This window comes from Celeribacter baekdonensis B30, from assembly GCF_000299875.1.
Lineage (GTDB): Bacteria > Pseudomonadota > Alphaproteobacteria > Rhodobacterales > Rhodobacteraceae > Celeribacter > Celeribacter baekdonensis_A.
In genome coordinates this window covers 1-21,370 of record NZ_AMRK01000005.1, presented here as the reverse complement: position 1 = coordinate 21,370, position 21,370 = coordinate 1, and the positions used below count along the sequence as shown (strand labels likewise).

Annotated in this window: 16 protein-coding genes and 2 pseudogenes; 16 read left to right on the top strand and 2 right to left on the bottom strand. The window is 57.6% G+C overall.

Translation table 11 applies throughout. The features are described from left to right. Positions 1–39 precede the first annotated feature (39 nt). The 4 genes and pseudogenes from B30_RS10140 (at position 40) to B30_RS22165 (ending at position 3,822) form a co-directional block, all read left to right on the top strand. Positions 40–909, top strand: a complete 870-nt coding sequence (locus B30_RS10140) for a transporter (protein ID WP_009571971.1) — start codon at positions 40–42, stop codon at positions 907–909. Between the two features lie 110 nt (positions 910–1,019). Beyond that, positions 1,020–2,639, top strand: a complete 1,620-nt coding sequence (locus B30_RS10135) for an AMP-binding protein (protein ID WP_009571970.1) — start codon at positions 1,020–1,022, stop codon at positions 2,637–2,639. Positions 2,640–3,114: 475 nt separating this feature from the next. Continuing rightward, a pseudogene (locus B30_RS21960) lies at positions 3,115–3,318 on the top strand (integrase core domain-containing protein); the annotation flags it as partial. A gap of 381 nt (positions 3,319–3,699) precedes the next feature. Continuing rightward, positions 3,700–3,822: a type I restriction enzyme endonuclease domain-containing protein gene (locus B30_RS22165; RefSeq protein WP_157789806.1), complete on the top strand. Its 123-nt coding sequence runs from the start codon at positions 3,700–3,702 to the stop codon at positions 3,820–3,822. Positions 3,823–3,861: 39 nt separating this feature from the next. Here B30_RS22165 and B30_RS10120 read toward each other — a convergent pair whose 3' ends face one another. After that, positions 3,862–5,619 (bottom strand): helix-turn-helix transcriptional regulator, encoded by a 1,758-nt coding sequence (locus B30_RS10120; RefSeq protein WP_040402246.1) that lies wholly within the window; start codon positions 5,617–5,619, stop codon positions 3,862–3,864. Positions 5,620–5,846: 227 nt separating this feature from the next. Between B30_RS10120 and B30_RS10115 the strand changes: the two genes are divergently transcribed. Genes B30_RS10115 through B30_RS10105 form a run of 3 tightly spaced genes read left to right on the top strand, consistent with a single transcriptional unit; the run spans position 5,847 to position 9,247 of the window. Continuing rightward, positions 5,847–7,838: a vWA domain-containing protein gene (locus B30_RS10115; protein ID WP_100220087.1), complete on the top strand. Its 1,992-nt coding sequence runs from the start codon at positions 5,847–5,849 to the stop codon at positions 7,836–7,838. A gap of 17 nt (positions 7,839–7,855) precedes the next feature. Beyond that, a complete protein-coding gene (locus tag B30_RS10110) occupies positions 7,856–8,719 on the top strand; it encodes a hypothetical protein (protein WP_009571964.1) in 864 nt (287 codons plus the stop codon). 12 nt (positions 8,720–8,731) lie between these two features. Then, positions 8,732–9,247 (top strand): hypothetical protein, encoded by a 516-nt coding sequence (locus B30_RS10105; protein WP_009571962.1) that lies wholly within the window; start codon positions 8,732–8,734, stop codon positions 9,245–9,247. Between the two features lie 468 nt (positions 9,248–9,715). Here B30_RS10105 and B30_RS10100 read toward each other — a convergent pair whose 3' ends face one another. After that, positions 9,716–10,600, bottom strand: a complete 885-nt coding sequence (locus B30_RS10100; RefSeq protein WP_009571961.1) for a hydrogen peroxide-inducible genes activator — start codon at positions 10,598–10,600, stop codon at positions 9,716–9,718. A 105-nt stretch (positions 10,601–10,705) separates the two neighbouring features. Between B30_RS10100 and B30_RS10095 the strand changes: the two genes are divergently transcribed. The 9 genes and pseudogenes from B30_RS10095 to B30_RS10055 all read left to right on the top strand — a co-directional run bounded on the left by B30_RS10095 (position 10,706) and on the right by B30_RS10055 (position 21,180). Beyond that, the gene (locus B30_RS10095; protein WP_009571959.1) at positions 10,706–11,362 is read left to right on the top strand and encodes a peroxiredoxin; all 657 of its coding nucleotides are present in this window, start codon (positions 10,706–10,708) and stop codon (positions 11,360–11,362) included. Positions 11,363–11,442: 80 nt separating this feature from the next. After that, a complete protein-coding gene (locus B30_RS10090; protein ID WP_009571957.1) occupies positions 11,443–11,886 on the top strand; it encodes a Dps family protein in 444 nt (147 codons plus the stop codon). A 56-nt stretch (positions 11,887–11,942) separates the two neighbouring features. Then, on the top strand, positions 11,943–12,812 hold the full coding sequence (locus B30_RS10085) for an MBL fold metallo-hydrolase (RefSeq protein ID WP_009571955.1): 870 nt from the start codon (positions 11,943–11,945) through the stop codon (positions 12,810–12,812). Between the two features lie 162 nt (positions 12,813–12,974). Further along, a complete protein-coding gene (locus B30_RS10080; RefSeq protein ID WP_009571953.1) occupies positions 12,975–13,388 on the top strand; it encodes a hypothetical protein in 414 nt (137 codons plus the stop codon). A 202-nt stretch (positions 13,389–13,590) separates the two neighbouring features. Next, positions 13,591–14,403: an RNA ligase family protein gene (locus B30_RS10075; protein ID WP_009571951.1), complete on the top strand. Its 813-nt coding sequence runs from the start codon at positions 13,591–13,593 to the stop codon at positions 14,401–14,403. Further along, entirely contained in the window at positions 14,396–15,541 is a 1,146-nt protein-coding gene (locus B30_RS10070; protein WP_009571949.1) for an AAA family ATPase, read from the top strand. The genes B30_RS10075 and B30_RS10070 overlap by 8 nt, the downstream gene beginning before the upstream one ends. A gap of 133 nt (positions 15,542–15,674) precedes the next feature. After that, positions 15,675–17,107 (top strand): annotated as a pseudogene (locus B30_RS10065) (transposase). Between the two features lie 456 nt (positions 17,108–17,563). Beyond that, on the top strand, positions 17,564–19,759 hold the full coding sequence (locus tag B30_RS10060) for a hypothetical protein (RefSeq protein WP_009571943.1): 2,196 nt from the start codon (positions 17,564–17,566) through the stop codon (positions 19,757–19,759). A 356-nt stretch (positions 19,760–20,115) separates the two neighbouring features. Then, positions 20,116–21,180 (top strand): hypothetical protein, encoded by a 1,065-nt coding sequence (locus B30_RS10055; protein ID WP_009571942.1) that lies wholly within the window; start codon positions 20,116–20,118, stop codon positions 21,178–21,180. Positions 21,181–21,370: the final 190 nt, after the last annotated feature.

Below are 21,370 nucleotides of genomic sequence, written 5' to 3'. Positions count from 1 at the left end.
CAACACCGACAAAACACGCCAAACAACAGGAAAATCACCATGAAACGTCACTTGACCCAATTCGCACTGGGCGCCGGCCTTGCCCTCGGCGGCCTGCCGGCCCACGCCATCGACGTCGCGCCGGGCGACTATGCCATGCTGCCGCCGGGCACCGATATCGGCCTGCTGTATCTGCAACATTCCTCGGCCACCGAGCTGAATTTCGGCGGTACCGATGTGCCGTCTTCCGAGGTCACCGCCAATGTCGCCGTGCTGCGCGGGCTGCATTACACGGACATCGGCGGCGAACCCGTCATGTTTCAGGCCGTGCTGCCCTTCGGCAGCTTCAGCACCGCCGAGATCGGTGGCGCGGACATGCCCACCTCTGACGGGATTGGCGATCTGACGCTGGGCGTCAGCTATTGGCCGGTGAAACCCGCCAATCCGGAGACGGGCACCACGGTCGGCGTCACGGCCTTTCTCACGGCACCGACCGGCGCCTATGAGATGGGCGATGTGAGTTTTGGCAGCGGGGCCTGGACGTTCACGCCGCAGGTGGCGTTGATTCAGGGGCTGGGCAACGGCCTCTATCTCGATGCGATTGCCGATGTGGCGTTCAGCTTTGATCATACCGAATCCGGTGTCGAGGTCTCCCGCAATCCGGCCTCTCAGGTTCAGGTCGCCTTTCGCAAGCAATTCGGGCCGACTGCCTCGATGTCCATCGGCTATTCCGGCCAGTTCGGCGGCGAGGTGGATTACGATGGGATCTACAGCGGGCTGAAAACGCGCCGCGATCAGGTGCGGCTCTATGCCAACACCTTCCTGTCCCAAACCGTTCAGGTGCAGGGCATGTTGGCGACAGATCTCTACGTCGAGGACGGGTTCAAAAACGACGTGGTCGCCGAACTCCGTCTGATGAAACTCTTCTGATCCGAATGGTCCGGCAGAGCCCGCGGGCTTTGCCGTCGACCGCCCGCGGAGGGCGCATTCCCTCTTGGCGCTGCCGCGGGCTTTTCCCTTCCCATCACAGGACGAATGCCATGCTTGGACCAAGCGCACATGTCGACACGTTTTGTCGCGACAACCTGCCGCCCGAAGAGGCGCAGCCCGTCTATCTTCTGGAGAAATTCCCCTACCCTGACCATCTGAACGCCGCCGTCGAACTGACCGACCGCATGGTGGAACGCGGCTTTGGCGACCGGATCGCCGTTTCGGGCACCGGCCGAAGCCGCACCTATCGAGAACTTTCCGACTGGACCAACCAGATCGCCCGCGCTCTGGTCGAGGAATACGGCATCGTTCCGGGCAACCGCATCCTGATCCGGTCCTCCAACACGCCCGCTCTCGTAGCCTGTTGGCTCGGCGCGACCAAGGCCGGGGCCGTGGTGATCAACACCATGCCGATGATGCGCAAAAAGGAACTGAAACAATATATCGAGAAGGTCGAGGTCAAACTCGTGCTCTGCGACATGCGGATGCTCGACGAGATCGAACCCTGTCTGGGCGAATGTCCGACGCTCGAACATGTAGTGTCTTTCGATGGCACGGCGGGTCAGGACGGGGCCCTCGATCTGGCGGCACTCAAGAAACCCACCGATCTTTACTGGGTCGAGACTGGGCGTGACGATGTCGCGCTGTTGGGGTTCACCTCCGGCTCCACCGGCGTGCCCAAAGCCACGATGCACTTTCACCGCGATCTTTTGATCATCGCCGATGCTTATGCCAAGGAGGTGCTCGATGTGCGGCCCGACGATGTGTTTGTCGGCTCACCGCCTCTGGCCTTTACCTTTGGTCTCGGAGGCCTGGCGATCTTTCCGCTGCGCTATGGCGCTTCGGCCGTTCTTTTGGAAAAGGCCGGACCGAATGAGCTGATCGAGATCATCGAAACGCACCGCGCCACGATCTGTTTCACCGCCCCCACGGCCTATCGCGCGATGTTGATGGCGATGGAGGAAGGCGCGGATTTGTCGAGCCTGCGCTGCGCGGTCTCTGCCGGGGAAACCCTGCCCGCACCGGTGTTCGAGGCCTGGCGGGAGAAGACCGGCAAACCGATGCTCGACGGGATCGGCGGCACGGAATTGCTACATATCTATATGTCCAACCGCTTCGAAGACGCCCGTGCAGGCTGCACCGGACGCCCGCTCAGCGGCTATATCGCGAAGATTGTCGATGACGACATGAACGACGTGCCGCGCGGCACGCCCGGCCATCTGGCGGTGCGCGGCCCGGTGGGCTGTCGTTACCTCGCCGATGATCGTCAGACAAAATTCGTGCGTGATGGCTGGAATCTGCCCGGTGACATATTCGTCGAGGACGAAGACGGCTATTTCCATTTCGCGTCACGGTCCGACGATATGATCGTCTCGGCGGGGTATAATATCGCAGGTCCGGAGGTCGAGGCAGCTCTGTTGGCGCATCCGGATATTCTGGAATGCGGTGTGATCGGGGTGCCCGATGAGGCGCGCGGTCAGATCGTTCAGGCGCATGTGGTTCTCAAGGAGGGCGTCCCCGCCACAGACAGCAAGATCAAGGAATTGCAGGATTTCGTGAAGGCAACGGTTGCGCCCTACAAATACCCGCGTTCCGTGATTTTTGTGGAGCAACTGCCCAAAACGGAAAGCGGAAAAATCCAAAGGTTTCGCCTGAAAGAGCGCCCCTGAGGGGGAAGTCTGATCAATTCGAGCCTGTCTCAGCTTGTACAGTGAGACTGCCGCTTATTCGTCACAAAGACCGCGCCACTCTGCGAGAGCAGCGGCGCGGTACAGTTTGAAACTGTCCCATGGGTGCTGACGTCACACACGATGCGCGAATTAAAGGACAAAGTCGCGATTGTGCCTGGCGGTGCCACAAAAATTGGCGCTGCGGTGGCGAAATGCTTTTTGTGAGCATGGGGTGAAGGTGATTATCACCGATATTGACGCCAAGGGCGGCACGGCGCGCGCGGAGCTTGCGAAAAACAAGGGCGCCATCGTCATTTTCGGTTCGATCTCGGCGCAGGTCCTGCCGGGGCTAGCGCTCTGTTTTGCCGGAGCAACCGGGGCGACGGGGATCGGGAAATTCGATGCCTCGAACTGGACCACCTGTCCCGTCGGTCAGTCCCGGTTCAAGGCGGCCTTGGCAAGCCTGTCGTGCCGCGTCACATCGCCCTGGGCGACAGAGTTCAACACAGAACGCCCGCATTCAGCCTTGGACTACCAGACCCCGACTGACCACGCACGAACCCTGATCACCGCAATCGCCCACCCCGCTGCGCGAGATGAAAGCTCCGCGCGTCGGGCGATTGCTCAAACCGCGCCAGATGGCGTAAACATCAATCGGTCTCAAATCGTGACTGGGTGACAGTTCAGTGGCAGGTCAATCCGGCTATCTCGAAAAGCGATTGAGATTGCGCAGCGCTCATCTCGCTAAAGCATGATTTGAGCTCTCCCGGCGAAAGTCGGGAAGCCGACCTTTCCCCGGATGCCGCGGCATCGAAGCGAGGGATGATGCTCCCGCAGCGAAGGTCAGCTTCGCGAATTGGGTGTCTGGGTCAAGCTCATTTTCCTTCTTTTGTATGTCTGAGATCACTTCTCCGGGCCACGCTCATCTTCGCAGTCTGGTTTGGCGTTCGAAGGGCCCGCTGCATGCATGTGTCAGATTGGCAGTGGAGAGCCCCGCTTTCCGGCGCGCTTCGAGTTGCGCAGCAGACATTTTCGGCTTCGTCCACAGACCTCGTCCGGATTGGACGATCCCGTCAGTATCCGCAGGATTTTGAAGAAACACGGTTTCCCGCCGGATCTGCAGGCGGAATCCGTGAAAAAGGTTCTGCAGCAGGCGGAAGTTTTAGCGAAGGAATTTGCGTGAGTGAGAGGCAATTATGACGCAAGAGGATAATGCATTGCGCTAAGTCGGTTGATGATGGGTGGTCACAATCTCGATAATCCGATCCATGATGAAATCCGTTTGCTGGTAGATCAGCAGATCCGCACTCTCAGGCACGGGCAGAACCGACACATGGGAATTGCGTGCTTCCAGTTGCCTGTATTCGTCGATATCGAATAGCCCATCTTCGGTCGGCACCATGCTCAGCATCGGAATGGCCAACCGATCGATCGCGCCATCAACCGGGGCGTGAAACATTTGCATGTCCCGAACAAAAGTGCGGGTGCCCTGAACGACCAGATGCGAACACGCGTCACGCACAAGTGTCGCCGTGCTGGGATCACGGCAGATCTGCAGGTCAAGAGGCGTGGATGCGTGGGCGCGGTCGAGATACCAATCCACGCCGTAACGCGCGATCATGCGCTGGCCAATCCTGGCAATAAGGTCCAATAACCGCGGCGCGGTTTTGGCAAGGCGCAGCAGCGTTGCCTGCGGTACCGGAAGTTTGCGGAACGCAGCCCGGTTGAGGCATCCGTTGAACCCGACGGATATCAATGCGTTGAATGTAGCCGGGTCTTTGTCCTGCTGCGCCAACAGCGGGATGATCCCGTCGGACAGGCCGATGCCGACGCAGCCTTTCAGACCCATGCCGACCAGAAACTCCTCCAGCATGACCTGATTGTCTTCAAGGACTGGGAGGTCTTCGTGCAGTGATGAATTGCCGTAACCGGGCCGCGATGGGATGAACAGTGTGATCCCCGCGTGTTTCAGCAACTTCTCTGCGCTTTCAGGAAGGAGGTACCCCATGGCCATTCCCCGAAGGAAAATGGCGGGGCGCCCATCAAGGGCCCCCATCCATGTCCAAGCAATCTTGCGCCCTGAATCGGTCACGAGGATCTTTTCGCGCCCAAGCGGGTCTTGCCATTCAGTCAAGAGCCCCCGATTCCGAAGCATCTGGCGGCTGGCCACCATCGAAAACAGCCGGACTAGTTCAGCTTGGGATGTCGCGCCGGTCTTGCTCAGGATGGTTTTCATCTGGGTGCGCACCGTATGCACAGAAACCCCACGCAGCGCAGCGACCGCTGCAAGGTCGCAGTTCTCGAAGAACTGGCGGGCGACCGCGATTTCGGCGTCGGTCAGGTCGAAAGCTTGAGACAGTGTCGCTGACACCTCGGGTGACCAGTCCAGCTCCAGAGAGCGGATCACGATGTAGTGGCTCTCTTGATTGGATGCCTTCAATAGAAAGGCCTCGGCCCGAAAGGCCGGCTCACCAGTGAAACGGTCAAGGATTTGAACAATTGCCTGTCCAAGGTTGCCTTGTCCCTTGGCCGCCCGCAGTACGGTGTCGAAATCCACGCGCGACTCGGGTGATAGGCAATCCAGTGACAAAAATGTGCCTTGTGACGCACCAAACGACTGCTCCCCTTCGGCATTCACGGAGGCCACGCGCAAATCGGGGCTGATCACGACTGCCGGTCCGGCGATTTCGGCTACAACCCGTTCGAGCGGGTCTTCGAAAACCTGCGCGTCCAACCGGTCCAGCGAGTCCGCGGCAAGGTCCATCTGCTTAAAAAACGCGTTGGAAAAATGTCGTTCCAGTACGGTAGCATCCGGCTCCAGTGCATTCAGTTTCTGGTTCCAGCGTTCGATGAGGCTGTCAAAGGCGGCCTGATCGACAAATGCCCTGAACGTGTCGGACACGATGTCCAGGTCAAGCTCGGTCGTGTGCACCTGGTCATCAGATGGCATATCCGGTTTACTGTTTTGTAGGTCTGCCACCTGTGGTTCTCCGACCTTCTTGACATGTGTTGACGTCCCGCTCCGTCGCTGGCCGGGGTGGTTTACTGTTACAATGCGATAAGTTTGCGTCAATCCCGAGACATACACCAAGTGGTGTATGACCTCTCGCCTGTCACTCAGTATTCAATGTGGAAAGACATCGTGCCCAAGGCCCTGCTGCGCTTCTGGACCACGCCAAGATGAAATGACATGAGGACAACAGTGCTATGAGAATGTTTTGGGTCAGGGCCGTCGGCCTTGTATTGGGGGGACAGGTCGCGCAGGCGGAACAAGCCAATACGATTATCGTGATGGACGGATCAGGGTCCATGTGGGGCCAGATCGACGGGCGCCCGAAGCTGGAGATTGCCCGCCAGACACTCGCCGAAGTGCTGGTCGACTTCCCCCCGGAGCGGGGTCTTGGCCTGCTCGCCTACGGGCATCGCCGCAAGGGGGATTGTTCGGATATCGAGTTGCTGGTGGCCCCGACGCCTGGGACAGCGTCGGAGTTGCTGTCACGTGCCAATACCATGCGCTTCCTGGGCAAGACACCGCTGACTGAAGCAGTGCGCCGTGCTGCCTTGGACCTGCGTTCGACAGAAGACGCCGCGACTGTCATCCTGATCACCGACGGGTTGGAAACCTGTGCGGGTGATCCCTGCGCTTTGGGCCGTGAGCTGGAACAAAGTGGGGTGGATTTCACCGCCCATGTGGTCGGATTTGGCTTGCAAGGTGCCGAGACCGCGGCTCTGGAATGCCTCGCTTTGGAAACGGGGGGGCGGTATTTCGATGCAGGCGACGCGCGCGGCCTGCGCGACGCGCTGAACCAGACCCTTACCCCCAGGGAAGTGCAACAAGCCGAGGCCGCCCTACCGCCGGCCCAGCCTGCAACGCTGGACGCGCCAGAGATTGCTGGCCGCGCTATGCAGATCGAAGTGCGTTGGAGCGGCCCTGCGCGTGAAGGCGATTACATCGACATTGTTCCCTTTGACGGGGCAGGCACCCATGCCTTTGACGCGACACCTGTTGTGGCTGACAGCGACACTGTGATGCTGACCATGCCTGCCAACCTTGGTGACTACGTCTTGCGCTATGTTCAGCCGCTGAGCGAAGAGGAACAGGCGATGATCGCGGATGGCACGCGCGAGCGTACGCTCGCCCTGCGCAACATCTCGGTTGTCGATATCGACAATTTCCTCAGGGCTCCCGATGTGGCTGGGCAAGGTGCGATGGTTTCAGTGGACTGGGCAGGCCCCAAGGGTTTCCTCGGGCTATATCACGCAAGTCAGACGAACCTTGATGCTTGGCTGGCCGGCATGTCGCTTGTGGAAAGCTCGCCGGTCGAGATGCAGATGCCGCTGGATGAGGGCGACTATACGTTGCGCTACATCGTCGAGGGTTCGGGTTACAGTTCAGCCGAGTTGGCCGTCGAAAATATCACAGTTACCGCTGCACAGATCAGCTTCCTTGCCCCTGACAGGGTGCGCCCCGGTGTCGATTTTACGCTGATCTGGTCCGGTCCGGGCGGTCCACGCGACTGGATCGACCTTGTCGATCCGGGCACCGATGGGCTTTATAGCGGCGATGGTTACTCCGAATACAGCTACACGTATCTGCGCAATAGCACCGAAGATCGCGCCATCACTCTGACCGCACCCGATGTGCCCGGCACTTACGAGCTGCGTTACATTGCGGAATTTCCCCCAAGCGGACGCGATGACACATCCGAGCGCGCGCTGCTTTTCCGTCAGGGCCTGACGGTTGCTGCCGATGCGCTCGACTGGTCGCCGGATATCAGAGAAACCGTCGCGGCAACGGCCATGCCAGTGGCCGACGAAGTCGCCCTGCCCGCCTCGCCAGAGGGGGATGCTGCCACGTCCGGTTTCGATGACGTCGCGATTGGCGATGATCTGGGCTATCTCTGCGAAGAACAGCTTGGTTGCTTGATTGAGGACCGCAAGACAGGCGTCAGCTTCTTCCTGCGTCCCGGCTGGGGTACGGATTTCCCGTATCGCGATGGCCCCGAAGCGCCGGTAAGGATCAATTTCTTCGACACCGCCAGCGAAGCGCGGCTTTCCTTGAATGCACCACCGGAGGTGACGGAAGGGACGCTCTGCCTGCCTTCGACAATGGGGCCGGTCTGCAACCTGACACCGGATGAGCCTGCGGCCCTGCTGGGTGCCACCTTGCTTTTGCAAACCATTCAACCGTTGAATTGAGCATAAGGGATTTTATCATGTCGCTCACCTCTATGCGCCGCATGGCAGCTTTCACAGTAACGACGCTTGCGCTTGCCCCGGTCGCTGCCCTGGCAGACGGTCCGATACCCGTGCTTCTTTGCGCCCCGGGAGAGGGCTGCACTCAGGGATTTGGCAAAATCAGTGAAACCGATACGGGCGTGCTCTATGGTCAAACGGTCACGCCTGGGCAGGTCGCTGTCGTCTATATCGAAGGCAACCCCGGTGGATCCCTTGTCGCCATGGCACCCGATGCCGTGCATCAGGCCTATGGCGGCACAGGATCAATGGAGCCTCTGCATTTGCTCCCGGGGGACTCGCCGGACGAACTGGTCTTGAGCTTTGATCAGGAGGGTGTGGCACCCATCGAGGTCTTTGCGCCGCAGGACAAGGCACAGGAAAGGGTCATCAACCTGTTTCCCGACGCGGTGGATGGCGAAATCGTGCCACGTGATGGCCTGTGGCGGGTCACCTCGCGCGACCAGAGTTTCACAAACTGTCCGGCTGAGATGGAAGCCATGCTGCGTGGCTCGGGCATGATCAATGCGCAGTCGGAAACCCATCGCCTTGCATGGGGCGGTCGGTTTGACCCGTCTGTGTTGAATTTCATGAACGGGGATGGCCAGCAGATCACTTGGGAACGGAAAGGGCCGAACAGCTTCGAAGGTGAGTTGTTCGAGGTGACCTCGGGCCCGGGTAAGGTTGCTGCCGATGTCGGCATGGGGATCACATCTCCGACACAGATCAACTCCCACGTCGATCTATTCATCGGGGCGCTGATGGGAGGTGAGGAGCTTGCCCCGCTCGGCCTTTCAAACTGCAAGGTCTACATGACCTTCGATGTTCAACACGTTTCGGATTGAGGTGTCAGACCAATGAAACAGATCGCTCTGGCCAGTGTTCTGGCCACTGCTGCACTTTCCGCCATCGAAGCCAAGGCGCAGGATACGCTTTCAAGCTGGGATCGTTATACCAGCTTTCTGCTTTCTTCCTGCATCCTCGATGATCTGGGGCTGCGCATCAAGATGATGGCGGGGATGCAGGCCGAGTATGGGGCCGGCATGACCGAACGGGAAGACCGGGACGGCATGGATTTTCATGACCACCCGAACGGCACCACACTTGAACTATCTGCCAGCGACGAAGAGGTCTATTGTCGCGTGACCATCCCCGCAGACGTGCTTAACGCCGACGGGATCGAGAACTTGCACGCCGATCTTGATGAGCAACTCGGCTACAAAGCGCCGGATGGCGCGATAGAGACGCTGAAGAATGCAGCACGCACCACATGGTCGTATGATGGCACGAAGAACAATCGGATGACGGTCGTGTTCTCCATACAAGAGGACAACTCTCTGTTGATTGAATCCAATTCGCGCATCGCCGATTAACTGTAGGCGTCAAGAAATCTTACCAGAAACAGCATAATGTGGTTAATATCACATATGGCACTGCCTCTGGGTCAGGCTATACGCCGACCGCCACAGGGGGGGTCTTCGGGATTCCTTGTGTGTTTCGGGGGGCATTCCACCTACCGAAATCCCCATCGAAGCAGGGGTATTTTATTCCGACAGTTCCGAACCTGTATCGCAAGGAACGCTGCCCCGCCGCACGCGACGGTTCCTACCTCTGATCTTTCGAGAGCGCCGTTTCAACGGTCACGTGGCCTGGTGTCAAGGTTTTGGCGGTTAGCCCCCAAGTTGACTATGTCTGGGGTCTCTAATCGGTGCAAAGTGTTGCCTCCATGCCGGTGAACGCTCCGTGACAACCATCCTTCTGGCCGGCCGCCTTCAAGAAGACAGCAGCATAGTCCTGGAGTTCGTGATCTTCCAGTTCGCGGATAACCTGTGCGCGCGGCGTCAGAAAGCCCGAGAGATCTCAATGAGGAGCTTTCCCAGCTTTTCAAAGAGAGCGTTTCGTGCCGATCCTGGCCGCCATGCGAGCACCACCTGTCGCGGACAGGCGTCAGGCAATGGGGTCAATTGCACATCGGCTGCTCCCGCTACACCGGCACGAACCGCAAGGTTTGGCAGAAGTGTGATCCCGAGCCCTTCCGCCACCATGGCGATCAAGGTCGTGAGGCTGGTGGCCGCAAAGCTGTCCTCCGCCGTGTGGATGCGACCGGGATAGGCCTCAAGTGCGTGGCGTTGCAGGCAATGCCCTTTCTCCAACAACATCAATTGACCGCTTTCGATCAGCACCTCCGCCCCCTGCGGTGCAGGCCAAGCGGCAGGCGACGCCAGTTGATACCCGTCCTCGAACAGGGGCATGACTTCCAACGATCCGGTCTCGAACGGCAATGCGATCAACACGAGATCGAGCCGTCCCGCCTGCAACCCTTCGATCAGGCTCTCGGTCATTTCCTCACGCAAATAGAGTCGCAACCCGGGAAACGCCTCACGAATCTCCGGCAGGGCGCGGGGCAAGAGATACGGGCCGATGGTCGGAATAGACCCCAGTTTCAAATCACCTTCGAACGGATTGCGATAGGCGCGGGCAAGAGTTTCAATCTCTTCCGCATCACGCAGCAATTGCCGACCGCGCACAACCACGTCTTCTCCTACGGGTGTCATGATAACGCTGCGCCGTGTTCGCTCAATCAACTGGACGCCGAGTCGCTCCTCCAATTCCTTTATCCCTGCGCTCAGGGTCGGCTGGGTAACAAAGCACATCTCCGCCGCACGCGAGAAATTCAATGTCTCGGCCACGGCTGTGAGGAACCGCATATGGCGCAGTGTGATCATTTATAGATTCCTTCTATTATTGTTATAATTTTTTTCAGTTTCACCTATAATTGTCCAGACGCTATCCCTGTCTACATCAACACCATCACCAGAAGGATAGCAGCAATGACACAAGACATCTCCGCCCCCCAGCGCCCCGCTGGACCCCGCCTGAACGAAGCCGCACCGGCATTCGACGCGCCTACTACCTATGGCCGCAAGACGCTCGAAGAGTACCGCGGCAAATGGCTGATCTTGTTTTCCCACCCCGCTGACTTTACGCCGGTCTGCACCACGGAATTCATCGCTTTCGCTAATCGTCACGACGACTTTGCCGCTCGCAACACCGAGCTTCTCGGACTGTCGATCGACAGCCACTACAGCCACATCGCATGGGTCTTGAACATCAAGGAAAAATTTGGCGTTGATGTGCGTTTCCCGATCATCGCGGATCTGAATATGGCCGTTGCCCAAGCCTACGGGATGATCCAGCCCGGCGCGTCCGACACCGCCGCCGTGCGGGCAACCTTTATCATCGATCCCCAAGGCGTTCTGCGCGCGATGGTCTACTATCCGATGAACGCGGGCCGCTCCGTCGATGAGATCCATCGTCTGCTGGTCGCACTGCAGACCGCTGACGAAAACAAATGCGCCATGCCGGAAAACTGGAAACCCGGAGACGAGGTGATCGTCCCGACACCGGCCACGCCCGAAGCAGCTCAGGCCCGTGCAGCCGAAGGCTACAACACAGTCGATTGGTATTTTTCGACCCGCGCGCTCTAAAGCGGGAATGCGCCACAGCACTTGCGGCGGGCTACACTGGCCCGACGTCTCCCAGACACAAAGCAACAGGAAATCTCGACATGACCACTTCTACCCAAACCAATATCGACGCACTCAACACAGTTTTGGGTCAGACCTTCCGCCTCTATGTGCAGACGCATGGCTATCACTGGAATGTCGAAGGGCCGAATTTCCGCCTGTTGCACTCGCTTTTCGAGGCACAATACCAAAACCTCTGGGCTGCACTGGATGACATCGCCGAACGCATCCGCATCCAAGGGGCCTATGCGCCAGGAACCGTGGTCGACCTGATGAAGCTCGCCCCAGCCGAAGCCGCGCCTACGCACTCAGCCGAAGCCATGATTACGACCTTGATCGCAGAACACGACACCATCGCAGGCACGCTTCGCGACGCCATCAAGGCCGCAGGTGTTGCTGGTGACGAGGTCTCTGTCGGACTGCTCACCGACCGTCTGGAATGGCACGAAAAAGAACTCTGGATGATGAAGGCCAGCACACGCTAACTCCTGAAGGGCAGTGTTGTCCTCCCTTCTATCTCAACTGATTATGGAGACCTGACATGACAAATCCCGTTGTAAAACCCTTTTGGGACCAAGCCACCGGAAGTTGGCAATATGTGTTTCATGACCCTGGCACGATGAAAGGCGCCATCGTCGATCCTGTCCTCGATTTCGACCCGATGGCAGGCGCAACAGCAACAACGAATGCCCAACGGCTGCTGGATTATGTGCGCGACGCCGGGATTGAGCTCGTCTGGATTCTCGACACACATCCCCATGCCGACCACTTTTCTGCGGCGCAATGGCTCAAAGCGCAGACAGGTGCGCCAACCGCGATCGGTAAAAAAGTGGTGGGCGTCCAGAAGCTCTGGCAGGAAATCTACAACCTGCCTGATGATTTCCCGAACGACGGGAGCCAATGGGACCACCTTTTTGCCGATGGCGACACCTTCATGGTCGGCACTGTGCCCGTCAGGGTGATGTTCTCGCCTGGTCACACGCTCGCCTCCATCACCTATGTTGCGGGCGATGCGGCCTTTGTCCATGACACGCTGATGATGCCAGACAGTGGGTCGTCACGCGCCGATTTCCCCGGCGGAAGCTCTGATGCCCTCTATGACAGCATCTCCGCCATTCTCGCCTTGCCAGAGGGCACCCGCATCTTTGTCGGTCATGACTATGCCCCGGGACGCAACGTAGAATGCGAAGCTACCGTGGCCGAACACCGCGCGGCAAACATTCATTGGAAAAGCGCCCCCGCGCGAGAAGACTACCGCGCCGTGCGGGATACCCGCGATGCCACTTTGCCGCTGCCGAAGCTGATGCTCGCCGCACTTCAGGTCAACATCCGTGGCGGCCGGTTGCCCGAGGCCGAAGGCAATGGGCGCGCCTATCTGAAAATGCCGCTCAACTATTTCGAGAGCCGCTAACAGGTAGAATTACAGGAATTTGAAAAACGCACAAACCTGCCTGACACACTGAACACTGTGTCAGATACGAACCCGAATTGACCTGATCGTCAAAATCAAGATCATCGACATAATGATATTGACGACCAGGCACACCAACCGAGGGAAGGCGACGGAGGGAGCATGAGCGATCGCCCGACCTTTGATGGCATCCGACGAGAGGAAGAGAGCTTTATTGGCCCACCTGAGCCACAACAGGGACCGAAGATGCAACGGTCTCTGACTGAGGCCGACGAAGCCTATGCGGATACGTTGGTCACCTTGTTGACAATCCGTTCCGCGCTTGAAGCTGGACGGCCAGTCGATGCAAAGCAACTCCCTGTGAGGCTTGTCGAAATCATTGAGGCGTATTGCGTGCGCCCGAACATGCCCATAGTGGATGGTCGGCCGCACTATCAAGTTGATGATGTCGTCCAGGCGCTGGACATTCTCAGAGGTGACCTGCCGTTGGTCAAAGGTCCAAGCGCTGCCTTGCAGCTTCCCCGAAGCGGCCGTTCACAGCCTAGCGCAGCAAAATCCGGGTATGAATGTCGCTGATGCGGGACGAAGCGGACAATTCAAAAGCGGCTTTGAATGTCCGCTGTTGATTTTTGCTCTTGTCAACGTTAACCGGGTTGCCTGTCTCAACCCCGAGCCCCATGGAAGTCCGATGTAATCGCAGCGCATATAATCAAACCAACACCTTGGCAAACCCTGCCGGGTGTTTTTGTGCGACCAATCGATACATTGTGAGACTGTTATGAATATCCAGAAGTACCCGCGTACGCGGCACATTGAAGGCTCGCGCCTTCAGTTGGGCGATGTGGCGGATGACAAACCAATCAAAGAGCTTTCAGGCCAGCCTCTGATTGTTGAAGAAAAGCTCGACGGAGCCAATTCCGCCGTATCTTTTGACGTGGATGGCAACCTGCTGCTGCAAAGCCGTGGGCACTATCTGACCGGCGGTGGCCGCGAACGTCACTTCTCTTTGCTCAAGACCTGGGCTGCGGCCCATGCACATGCCCTGCACCCGGTGCTGGGCCATCGTTTCGTTATGTATGGCGAATGGATGTATGCCAAACACACTGTGTTCTATGACCGGCTGCCGCATTACTTCATGGAGTTCGATGTGCTGGACCGAGACACCGGCCTGTTCCTGAGCACGGCGGCTCGTCGGGCTTTGCTGACCGGACTGCCGATCATGCCAGTGCCGGTCATCCATACAGGCGAAATCAGGTCCGTCGATCAACTGATCAGCCTCACCCGGCCTTCGCCTTACAAATCCACGGACTGGCGTGATGCACTGTTGATTGCAGCAGAGCGGTCCGGCAGCCGTCCTGACATGGTTGACCAGCAGACAGAGGACAGCGACCTAGCCGAAGGGCTGTATCTAAAGCAAGAAAGTGCGGACCATGTGGAGGACCGCTTCAAGTTCGTCCGCGCTGACTTTTTGCAGGCGATTGAAGCCGCTGACGGGCATTGGCACGACCGTCCAATCCTGCCGAACGGCTTGGCCGATGGTGTCGATATCTTTGCACCCACTCTGGGTGCGGAGGGGGCCTACGATGCGTAAGCCTATCAAACATGCCGTCACACATGACCACCTGCTGGCCTTGGTTCCAACCGGCCCAGCTTGGCAGGTGGATTGGGGTGAGATTTGGCCACTGTGGTCGGAACTTGCCACTCTCGACGCCTGCCCGCAGGACCTAATCCATCATGCTGAGGGCGATGTCGGGACGCACACGCGAATGGTGGTCGAGGCTCTGGTGGCGGACCCAGACTGGCAAGGTCTTCCCGAAGTGGACCGGACTAACTTATTCTGGGCCGCCGTCTTGCATGATATCGGCAAGCCCGCCGTCACAAAGCATGAGGATGACGGACGCATTTCCTCCCGTGGTCACTCCCGTGTTGGTGCATCCATTGCAAGGGAACTGCTGTGGTATGCGGGGTCTCCGTTTGCGTGGCGTGAAGCGCTGTGCGGGATCATCGCCCACCACCAACTGCCGTTCTGGCTGATCGAACGGCCTGATCCGCAACGTATGGCTATTGAGACATCGTGGCGGTGCAGGCCGGATCACCTTTGCCTTCATGCCAAGGCCGACGCCATGGGTCGCAAATGTGAGGACCAGCAATCCATCTTGGAGAATGTGAGCCTCGCCGCATTGACCTTCCAAGAGGCCAACTGTTGGGATCACCAATTTGCCTTCGCCAATGATGAAAGCCGGGTTGCCTTTTTTGAGTTGGAAGACCGAGACCCGCACTATGAGGCTCACGAGGCGTTCCCTTGTACGGTTATCGTCATGTCAGGTTTGCCTGGTGTGGGGAAGGATACCTGGATCGGGAAAAACTGCCCAGAACATCCTGTCGTCAGCCTTGATACGATCCGAGACGAACTAGGCGTCTCTGCAAGTGACAATCAAGGCCAGGTCATTCAGGCTGCGCACGAACGGGCGCGAGAGCACCTGCGGGCCGGGCGTGATTTTGTTTGGAACGCTACCAATGTGACCCGACAGAACCGATCACGGGTTCTACGGCTACTGCGTGACTACGGTGCATGCGTTGAGATTGTCTATCTCGAAGAGAACCCAGATCAATTGCGCCATCAGAACAGGGAACGACCAGATGCCGTGCCCGAAGCTGTGATCACGCATTTGTCCAAAAAGTTAGAGCCGCCGCAATTGTGGGAAGCGCATAGGGTCAATCTGGTATAGTGAAACCGCGCGAATGCGGACATCAAAGCCTGGTGCAGCATTTGGGAGGTTTGGGCTTATTTTGTTGAAAAACTATTCCTTGATCGGTGGGTAAGTCGCTGATTCAATTCTTTTCATCGGGAGGGATTGAACGATGATGGGACCGAGGCAGGAAGCGCAGGAAGCGCAGGCAGCGCTGTTTTATGAGTTCTCGCTGGAGGATCATGTTCCCCAGGATCACCTGCTACGGTCGATTGATCGGTTCGTCGATCTGAGCAGCATCCGCGCCCATCTTGCCGGTTTCTACAGTCACACGGGCCGCCCGTCAGTTGATCCTGAACTACTGATCCGCATGTTGCTGGTCGGATACTGTTTCGGCATCCGGTCAGAGCGGCGGCTCTGCGAAGAGGTGCATCTCAACCTCGCCTATCGCTGGTTCTGCCGCCTCGATCTGAGCGACCGGGTCCCGGATCATTCAACGTTTTCCAAGAACCGGCATGGTCGTTTCCGTGAGAGCGAACTCCTGCGACACCTGTTCGAGACAACTGTCGCCCGCTGCATCGAAGAAGGTCTGGTCAGCGGCCAGCGCATGGCAGTCGATGCCAGTCTGATCGAAGCCGATGCGAACAAGCAAAACTCAACACCGAAGGAAGAATGGGATGCGTCGTCCATCGATGCCGTAGATGCACCCCGCGCAGTCCGAGAGTATCTCGACACGCTCGACGAGGCAGCCTTCGGCGCGGCGAGCGATGTCCAACCCAAGTTCACCTCGCATTCCGATCCCGCCAGTCAGTGGACAGCAGCCCGCAAGGGTGAGCCAATGGAACGCCAATGGTCCGAGAGACATTGGCGAACGCATTCTTTAGCTATTCCGACAATTATCTCATCGACACGGATCACGGTGTCATCTTGGATGTGGAACCCACGCGCTCCATCCGGCAAGCCGAGGTTGGATCGACAAAAACCATGCTGACGCGGGTGAAAGAAAAGTTCGGCTTGGTCCCTGACTGGATGATCGCCGACACAGCCTATGGTTCAGGCCCAATGCTCGGCTGGCTCGTGGAGCGCAAGATCGATCCTTACATCCCGGTGATCGACAAGGCCGGACGCCCCGATGGCACCTGGACACGCACAGATTTCGACTGGGATGCAGAGAATAATCAATACATCTGCCCCGAGGGTCACGCGCTCAAGCAGTTCCGCCGGAATTACTCTGATCCGAACCGGGGACCGACGGGCAAGGGCACAGCCCGCTATCGCGCCTTGAAAGAAGTCTGCCAGGTCTGCCCGTCCAAGCAAAAATGCTGCCCCAACGCTGATGCGCGCAAGATCACCCGCGAAGAGCACGAAGATGCGCGTCAGGTCGCCAGGGATCTGGCTAAGACCGAAGAATACCAGACCGCGATGAAGCTCAGAAAGAAGGTCGAAATGCTCTTCGCCCATCTCAAGCGGATACTCGGCCTGAGCCGGCTTCGATTACGTGGCCCATGCGGCGCAAATGACGAATTCCTCCTCGCCGCAACCGCCCAAAATCTCCGAAAACTGGCTAAGATCTTTCCTGCATCGCAGCAAACGCGCAAAGCCTGACAAGAAAGGCGCTTGCGCCGAATTTGTAAGTGCCATTTCTGCATTCGCAAACGTTAGTTTTTCAACAGAATGGGCGGATTGCGGACTTTCGCTGCGGGTGCTCGGCCTGCGCCTCGGAAATGCGAAAGCGGCCATTCAGAGACCGAAAGACCCATCCACCCGTGCTGCGTCTTCCACCAAGGTCAGAAATGCGCAGATTTCGACCTTTGCAAAGTTCAGTCCGCAGGGTCTCGCTGGATGGTAGGGGCAGCCCATTGCTGCCGGTCGACCGCACCAGTTGCTGCATTGCCTCTTTCCCCGAAGCCGTCACTCGACCAGCTGAACCCCGCCACCGCGCGAGGGATCGGGACAAGATGGACGTCCAAGTTCGCTCAATGTCCCCCGCTGCCCATCCAAGAGATATGTCGCACTTTCTGAAGCAATCCGACATGATGACTTGTATATGCTAAGAGAGAGATGGCGGACGTGAACACACCAAAATTCGACACGGAACAGAAGGTTCAGGACTGGCTCGAAGCAGTCATTGAACAGGACGCATTGTCGGACTTCATCATCGGAGCCGATCAGGTCAGTGAATCTCTGGAAGGGCATGAGTCGCCAGAATTCAAGCCTTCTTTTCCAATCGACTATATTACTCGACTCGGAAATTTGAGGGCCGCGCAGCACGTATTGGGAGAGCTTCACACTCTTGAGCTGGTCAGCAAGAACAGTCGCAGCATATCCCGCGAGAAAGGGGAACGCCTCTTTGTCGACCTGCTCTATTGCGCGCGAGAAACCTCCCGCTTCGTTCTGTTTGAGATAAAGAATCAGGATGGCAGTGCCCGCGAGGCGGTGACAGAGATCATGGCCTATGAGCATGAAACACTGAACCATACGCCCTTCTCCAGCGCGAACGATGTCATGATGGTGATCGTATCGCGCAATTTCTCGACGCTTCTCGATCACGCCATTACCGGCCTCAACAGCTGGTCTCGTCGCCGTGTTCTGTGCCTGCGCTTCGAGGAAAGCGAAGCAGACCCTCGACTGGTCGTCCATATTCCAACCGCCTGGAGCGCGATAGGTCAGAAGGGACTGGCGGTCGATGGAATCGTGACGGCAACGCTGTCCTTCACACCCTCACCGGACCTCGACGAAGACGATATACATGCCGTGTGCTCGACTGCTGCCGGTCTGATGGTTCGAGAGGCAGAGCGTTCCGGGGGCTCTGGCTTTGCAATGGTCGCCTACAACCATCTTTATCCCGGAATGGCCGTCTCCCCCTATCTGATCCTCGCGGGTGTCGTGAATCCCTTCAGTTTCATGAAGAGGGCACAAAGCGAAGGATTCCTAGAGAATAGCCGCTCCCCCATATCCGATTACATTCTGGAGAACGGTCGAACTGGGGACCTGTCGGCATGTTGGTCGTGGCTTTCGAATGACGGAGGCGCCGCCGTCCAGTATTTGAAGGGATATGGTTCGCCGGAATGGGCGCTGTCTCAAGGGTGGGAAGACATCCGAAACATCGAACGGTGGCGTTATCCGGGATTGACGCTGGATCGCCACATCATGCCGGTCTCGGTCGATTTCTGGGGCGTGTTGGGTGATTATGCGCGAGACGCCGTTCGCAATGTCGACCGCATGCGGAATTTCATGACGAGCTGCGCCAGACCTGGCATGGACTGGCGCCATCCGATCCTCGGCGTGCTTCTGCTCGACGAAATTGCGTCGGCACCCCCGCTGATCGACGGCCAGTGGACCTTTTCCGCCATGTTCAGATTGGGATTGCTGCTTGGCCGATTTGGTTCGCTTTCCGCTCAGATCGCGGATGCCGAACCAGAGCAGCAGCGCCTGCTGAAAGCCAGTTCATTTTGGGCCGAGGTCGATATGGCTGGCATGCTTCAGGAGGTAGCACTGCGCTATATGTCAGCCGAAGACATGGATGAGGCCCCGCCCACCATCTCCGTGCGTCGATGCGAAACCGGAGATGAGGCTTTTGCGTCCGTCTCTGCCTTTGTCGACTGGATCTCGCGAACTTTTGTCGACGAAGAGGAAGAGTTGATGCAGGCGGCGTTTTCCGTTGGTTGGCACGTTTATCCCATTTTTGATCCTCAATTCGATGCAGGGCAGAACAATCCGCAGGTCGCGTCCCTTCGCGAATTGGCAGTAGCTAAAGCGCGAGACTGGCTCAAATGGTCTGTCGTAGAGGCCACTGGAGATGGTCGGGATGCTGGCGCGGCAACCAAGGCTATCGCAGAAAGCTTTGGCGAGCAGGTGCCTTTGAGCGAGGGGAAAGACGCTGCTTTGGCTGCGGTCGATGAACTGAGTCCGGTAATCCTGATCGACAAGCTACTAACCGAAATCCCTAGGATCGTCGATAGTTGGCATCCCCAACTCGCCCATACATTGGCACCCGTAGCATCGATTGGCCATGATTGGGACTGGCTCGAACAGCAGATTGCGGCTGCCCGTAAGCGTGGAGAGAAGCACCCCTGCATCTCCATTGGCGCGGGCGGAGAAATTGCCGTGAGCATCCTACCGCCAATGCCCTGGATCCCGGTGGTTGACGACGTGACCGAGAAAGTCCTGCTGTCCAGCAACAGCAGCGGATCTGAAATTATTCTGGTGGTTAGCTGGGAGGATCTGCGGGCTGGAAAAGTACCAGGGCTTTCGTGAGATGTTAACTTTGGGGGCCCCACAAACTTCCAACCTCCCTTCCTCCCCGGTGGAGCGTGCCTAGGTGATATCGTCGCATCTCGGAATGTCAGCTTGTGTGGAATGCCGCGGTTGTCGCGCTGCGGTGCCGCATGTCGGCTATCCGCCCGACCTGCGTGAGCAACCTTCGCGCCAAGACGGTGGATAGCGGGTCCGCTTCGGGCTGGAAGAGGTCATCCGGTTGGTCGCGCCGAGGCCTGAAAGGCTAAGATTCGCGTGCCGCGCCGACGCAAGTCCGGTTTGAGCCCACCTTGCATAATGCTGCGTGTTGCACGAACGTCAGCTTCGACGCGTTTTCAATGTAAAGTAGCAGCCAAATGGCTCTACTGAACCTACCCTTCTTCAATTCTGATCAGACTTTGGCGGGCGATATGGATTTTCACTATACAGAACCGCAGAACGAACTAGAGAAAATGCTCGGTGGCTTCTTCTGCATTAACGCAGTTGGAACTATTGAGCACGGCGATGACGTCAAGTTCAGCAAGTTCCTTGATGATCACGAACCGCCCCCTCACATGGTCGTTTACATCGATTCCGCAGGCGGTAATTTGGAGGCGGGGATTGGAATAGGTAGGAAAATTCGGCAGTACGGCCTCTGGACAGATGTGGGCAGATATCTGTTGGAGCCGCCCGACCCGTCAAGGCCCTTGGTTCTAAGAAAACGTGTCAGCGGTAGGTGTATGAGCGCGGCCACTATGGTCTACTTGGGAGGGCGTTTGAGATTTCTTTCGGAGGGCAGCAGATTTGGAGTACATCGCTTTTCCTTCAAGGACCCACTGCCAGAACACATTGGGAAATCTCAAGAGCTTTCCGCGAAGATCGCGTCCTTTGTCAGTGACATGAGGGTTTCACCCGAGTTCTTGGAACTGTCATCCGCCACCGATGCGAAAGAGATCGACCTAGTAAGCGAACTACGGCTAAAAGAACTTCGCGTAGTCACAGGCGGTCAAACCGATGCAATTTGGACCGTACAAGCTCGCGGCGGTATAATGTACGTTAGAGGAGAACGGGATTCTATCTACGGACGCCATAAGGTTATGTTGGGTTTCATCAAAGATGCTGGATTTTTCTTTTCGGCAGTCATTGAAGCCCAGAACCGCTTCGAAGAATTGACTGGCTTTGGCGTCGTGGAAATTACTCTCAACGGGGAAGACATCAAGTTCGACATATCGGATGAATGTGAACGTTTCACAATTGGCACAGACGTACATGTCTTCGCAAAGATATCGAACGATCAGGCTCGGATAATCAGCGAGTCGGAGAGCATTGGCGTTCAAGTCAAGTTCGTGCGTGAGGCTCCTACATTCTTAGGCATCGGCGCGATGGATACAGAAGGGGGCGTCGAACAGCTCTCGACATTCTACCATAGTTTCTCAAAGTGAATTTGGTCCCAAACCCTTGGAAAACGGACATTCGATTGGCCAAATTGAACGGCAACTTCGTCCCGCACTGCCGACACTCAATATCGTATCAGTGACGCGGTTGCAGCGAAAGTCCGGTCTGACGGACCGCACCGCAGCGATGACCCGTCCGTCGGATGACCTCTGTGGGTGGCTCCCGCATTGCAAGCGT

Bases quoted from the DNA above. Each gene is read 5' to 3' on its own strand.
- B30_RS10140 (WP_009571971.1), top strand. From the start codon at position 40: ATGAAACGTCACTTGACCCAATTCGCACTGGGCGCCGGCCTTGCCCTC.
- B30_RS10135 (WP_009571970.1), top strand. From the start codon at position 1,020: ATGCTTGGACCAAGCGCACATGTCGACACGTTTTGTCGCGACAACCTG.
- B30_RS10115 (WP_100220087.1), top strand. From the start codon at position 5,847: ATGAGAATGTTTTGGGTCAGGGCCGTCGGCCTTGTATTGGGGGGACAG.
- B30_RS10110 (WP_009571964.1), top strand. From the start codon at position 7,856: ATGTCGCTCACCTCTATGCGCCGCATGGCAGCTTTCACAGTAACGACG.
- B30_RS10105 (WP_009571962.1), top strand. From the start codon at position 8,732: ATGAAACAGATCGCTCTGGCCAGTGTTCTGGCCACTGCTGCACTTTCC.
- B30_RS10100 (WP_009571961.1), bottom strand. From the start codon at position 10,600: ATGATCACACTGCGCCATATGCGGTTCCTCACAGCCGTGGCCGAGACA.
- B30_RS10095 (WP_009571959.1), top strand. From the start codon at position 10,706: ATGACACAAGACATCTCCGCCCCCCAGCGCCCCGCTGGACCCCGCCTG.
- B30_RS10090 (WP_009571957.1), top strand. From the start codon at position 11,443: ATGACCACTTCTACCCAAACCAATATCGACGCACTCAACACAGTTTTG.
- B30_RS10085 (WP_009571955.1), top strand. From the start codon at position 11,943: ATGACAAATCCCGTTGTAAAACCCTTTTGGGACCAAGCCACCGGAAGT.
- B30_RS10080 (WP_009571953.1), top strand. From the start codon at position 12,975: ATGAGCGATCGCCCGACCTTTGATGGCATCCGACGAGAGGAAGAGAGC.
- B30_RS10075 (WP_009571951.1), top strand. From the start codon at position 13,591: ATGAATATCCAGAAGTACCCGCGTACGCGGCACATTGAAGGCTCGCGC.
- B30_RS10070 (WP_009571949.1), top strand. From the start codon at position 14,396: ATGCGTAAGCCTATCAAACATGCCGTCACACATGACCACCTGCTGGCC.
- B30_RS10060 (WP_009571943.1), top strand. From the start codon at position 17,564: ATGGCGGACGTGAACACACCAAAATTCGACACGGAACAGAAGGTTCAG.
- B30_RS10055 (WP_009571942.1), top strand. From the start codon at position 20,116: ATGGCTCTACTGAACCTACCCTTCTTCAATTCTGATCAGACTTTGGCG.